A 3,686-nucleotide genomic window follows, 5' to 3' on the forward strand; every position below is an offset into this window, starting at 1 on the left:
ACGACGTCAACAAGGCCATCGCCGCGCAGAACGCGCAGGTCGCCTCGGGCAGCATCGGCGCCGAGCCGTCGACGTCGAACCAGCGCACCTCCGCGCTGGTGCTGGTCAAAGGCCAGCTCTCCTCGCCGGATGAGTTCGGTGCCATCATCCTGCGCGCCAATGCCGATGGCTCGACCGTGCGCTTGCGCGACGTCGCGCGCGTCGAGGTCGGTGGTCTCAGCTATCAGTTCAACACGCGGCTCGACGGCAAGCCGACCGCGGGTCTCTCCGTCCTGATGTCGCCGACCGGCAACGCGCTGGCGACCGCGAGCGCGGTCGAAGAGAAGATGAAGGAGCTGTCGCGCTTCTTCCCGGCCAACATCTCCTACGAGATCCCCTACAACATCACGCCGGTGGTCGAGGCCTCGATCAAGAAGGTGCTGACCACGCTGGTTGAAGCCGTGGTGCTGGTGTTCGTGGTGATGTTCCTGTTCCTGCAGAACATCCGCTACACCATCATCCCGACCATCGTGGTGCCCGTGGCGCTTCTGGGCGCCTGCACCACGCTTCTGCTCGCCGGCTACTCCATCAACATGCTCTCGATGTTCGGCATGGTGCTCGCGGTCGGCATCCTCGTCGACGACGCCATCGTCGTGGTCGAGAACGTCGAGCGCATCATGTCCGAAGAAGGCCTGCCGCCGAAGGAAGCGACGCGCAAGGCGATGTCGCAGATATCGGGCGCCATCATCGGCATCACACTGGTGCTGATGGCAGTGTTCGTGCCGATGGCATTCTTCCCGGGCTCGGTCGGCATCATCTATCGCCAGTTCTCGGTGACCATGGTCGCCGCGATCGGCTTCTCCGCGTTCCTCGCGCTGTCACTGACGCCGGCGCTGTGCGCGACCTTGCTCAAGCCCGTCGCAGCTGGTCACGGTCACGCCAAGCGCGGCGTGTTCGGCTGGTTCAACCGCATGCTCGAAGGCGTCAAGGAACGCTATTCGCGCACCGTCGGCTTCTCGCTGAAGCGCACCGGCCGCCTGATGCTGGTTTATGTCGCGCTGCTGGTCGGCCTGTCATGGGCCTTCGTCAATCTGCCCGGCGGCTTCCTGCCCGTCGACGACCAGGGCTTCATCACCACCGACGTGCAGACGCCGTCGGATTCGTCCTATTCCCGCACCGAGGCCGTGATCGAGAAGGTGGAAAAATACCTGGCGCAGCGGCCTGGCGTCGACAACGTCACCTTCCTCACCGGCTTCAGCTTCTCCGGCCAGGGCATGAACACTGCGCAGGCGTTCATCACGTTGAAGGACTGGTCGGAGCGCGGGCCGAAGGATTCCGCCGCCGCGATCGTCAACGACGTCAACCGCGACCTGGGCTCGTCGATCCGCGACGCAAAGATCTCGGCGCTGCAGCCGCCGCCGATCGACAATCTCGGCAACTCCTCGGGCTTCTCGTTCCGTCTCCAGGACCGCGGCCAGAAGGGCTATCAGCAATTGATGCGCGCCGCCGATCAACTGATTGCCGAGGCCAATGCGAGCCCGGTGCTGCAGAAGGTCTATATCGAGGGCCTGCCCGAGGCGGGCGTGGTCAATCTCATGATCGACCGCGAGAAGGCCGGCGCCTTCGGCGTCACCTTCGAGGACATCAACAACACGATCTCGACCAATCTCGGCTCGAACTATATCAACGACTTCCCGAACCGCGGCCGCATGCAGCGCGTCGTGGTGCAGGCCGACGCCCGCGACCGCATGCGGACCGAGGACATCCTCAACTACAACGTCAAGAACAGTCGCGGCCAGCTGGTGCCGTTCTCGTCCTTTGCCACGGTGGAATGGGCGCGCGGACCGACGCAGATCGCAGGCTTCAACTATTATCCGGCGGTGCGCATCTCCGGTGAGGCGAAACCCGGCTTCACCTCGGGCGATGCGATCGCCGAGATGGAGCGGCTTGCCGGCAGGCTGCCGCGTGGCTTCGGCTATGAATGGACCGGGCAGTCGCTCCAGGAGAAGCTCTCGGGCTCGCAGGCGCCGTTCCTGCTGGGGCTGTCGGTGTTCGTGGTGTTCCTGTGTCTCGCCGCACTCTATGAAAGCTGGACCATTCCGCTCGCGGTGCTGCTCACCGTGCCGCTGGGTATCGTCGGCGCGGTCGTCGCAGCGACGCTGCGGAGCCTGCCCAACGACGTCTACTTCACCGTCGGCCTGATCACGATCATCGGCCTCGCGGCAAAGGACGCGATCCTGATCATCGAATTCGCGAAAGACTTGCGCAAGGAAGGCAAGCCGCTGGTGGAAGCCACCATCGAAGCCTGCCGCCTGCGCTTCCGCCCGATCCTGATGACCGGTCTCGCCTTCATCTGCGGCGTGCTGCCGATGGCGATTGCTCATGGCGCCGGCGGCGCCAGCCAGCAGGCGCTCGGCAGCATCGTGATGGGCGGCATGATCGCGGTGGTGATCCTGGCGCTCTTGATGGTGCCGGTGTTCTTCGTCTCGGTGCAGCGCGTGCTCGCGGGGGACCGGGAGCCGAAGGCGGCGAAGGAAGGCGAAGCGTATGGGCCGCCGGCGCCGGCAAGGACCGGCCACTGAACGCCGGACCGGTCTTGATTGCTTCAGAACTGATGCCACGCCGCGCGACGTCAAACGGCCGTTCGCTTGCTTGTCGGAGGTGTCGATCCAGACTGCATCCCTGGATTGAGCGAATGTGTATTCCGCACCGCGCCGCGAATGCACACATAGCCCCGCCGATTGAGAACATGTGATGCGTCCGACCGAAATTGCGATCTCGAACTATCGCTCCATTCGCCGGCTCTCCATACCAATCCACCCCTTGTCCGTGTTTGTGGGCGAGAATGGTGTTGGAAAATCCAATCTCTACAAGTTCTTGTCGCTGTTGCGCGACGCGGCGACCGGGCGGATCACGCGCACGATCGCCGACGAAGGCGGGTTGAATTCGGTCTGCTGGTCCGGCATTCGCAAGCGCGGCGAGGATGGGCGATTGCGGTTGTCGGCCAAGTTCGACCGTCTCAAATATTCCATTGAGATCGGATTTCCCGCCCCGCTTGCGGCGGCGTTTTCCGGCGAACCGATGATCAAGTCCGAAAGCATCGAGGCGATATGCCGCGGCCGTTCAGGGCTCATGAACTATCCGATGGGACGCTGAAATACATCTGCCTGCTCGCGGTGTTCATGGGCTATCGGCTCCCGCCGTTCATCGCGCTGAACGAACCCGAGACCAGTTTGCATCCGTCGCTGCTGGCGCCATTGGCCCGGCTGATCGCCAAGGCCTCAAGCCGCGCCGACATCTGAATCGTCACCCATTCGGAACTGCTGATGGAGGCCTTGCGGAGCGAGAGCTCTGTCCCGCTTCGCCGCGTCATCAAGTCGAAAGGCGCCACGGCTATCGTGGGCCTGACCCTCGGCGGCGAATATCGCGACGACGACGAATCGGAAGACGACGAATCCTGACCGCTGCAGATTGAGGCGTCGTGTGACTACGCCTACTTCCGCAATATCTTCACCAACTCCCCGTGCACGAACTCATTCCCGCACACGACGTGCCCCGTGACCAGCGGATCGCCGGGCGTCGCGATGTCGCTCACCGTTCCGCCTGCCTCGCGCACCATGATCATGCCGGCGGCGATGTCCCAGGATTGCAGATCGCGCTCCCAATAGCCGTCGAGGCGGCCGGCGGCGACGAAGGCGAGGTCGAGC

Annotated in this window: 2 protein-coding genes and 1 pseudogene; 2 read left to right on the forward strand and 1 reads right to left on the reverse strand. The window is 63.9% G+C overall.

The window, feature by feature from the left end; genetic code table 11:
• Together MOV75_RS30785 and MOV75_RS30790 are read left to right on the forward strand one after the other, a co-directional pair.
• Window positions 1-2,561, forward strand: a 2,561-nt coding sequence (locus MOV75_RS30785) for an efflux RND transporter permease subunit (RefSeq protein WP_247007199.1), incomplete at its 5' end; no start/stop codon positions are given.
• 172 nt (window positions 2,562-2,733) lie between these two features.
• Window positions 2,734-3,440: pseudogene (locus tag MOV75_RS30790) on the forward strand (AAA family ATPase).
• 32 nt (window positions 3,441-3,472) lie between these two features.
• Here MOV75_RS30790 and MOV75_RS30795 read toward each other — a convergent pair.
• Window positions 3,473-3,686, reverse strand: a 214-nt coding sequence (locus MOV75_RS30795) for an inositol monophosphatase family protein (protein WP_309486978.1), incomplete at its 5' end; no start/stop codon positions are given.

The organism is Bradyrhizobium sp. PRIMUS42 (assembly GCF_023006515.1).
Lineage (GTDB): Bacteria > Pseudomonadota > Alphaproteobacteria > Rhizobiales > Xanthobacteraceae > Bradyrhizobium.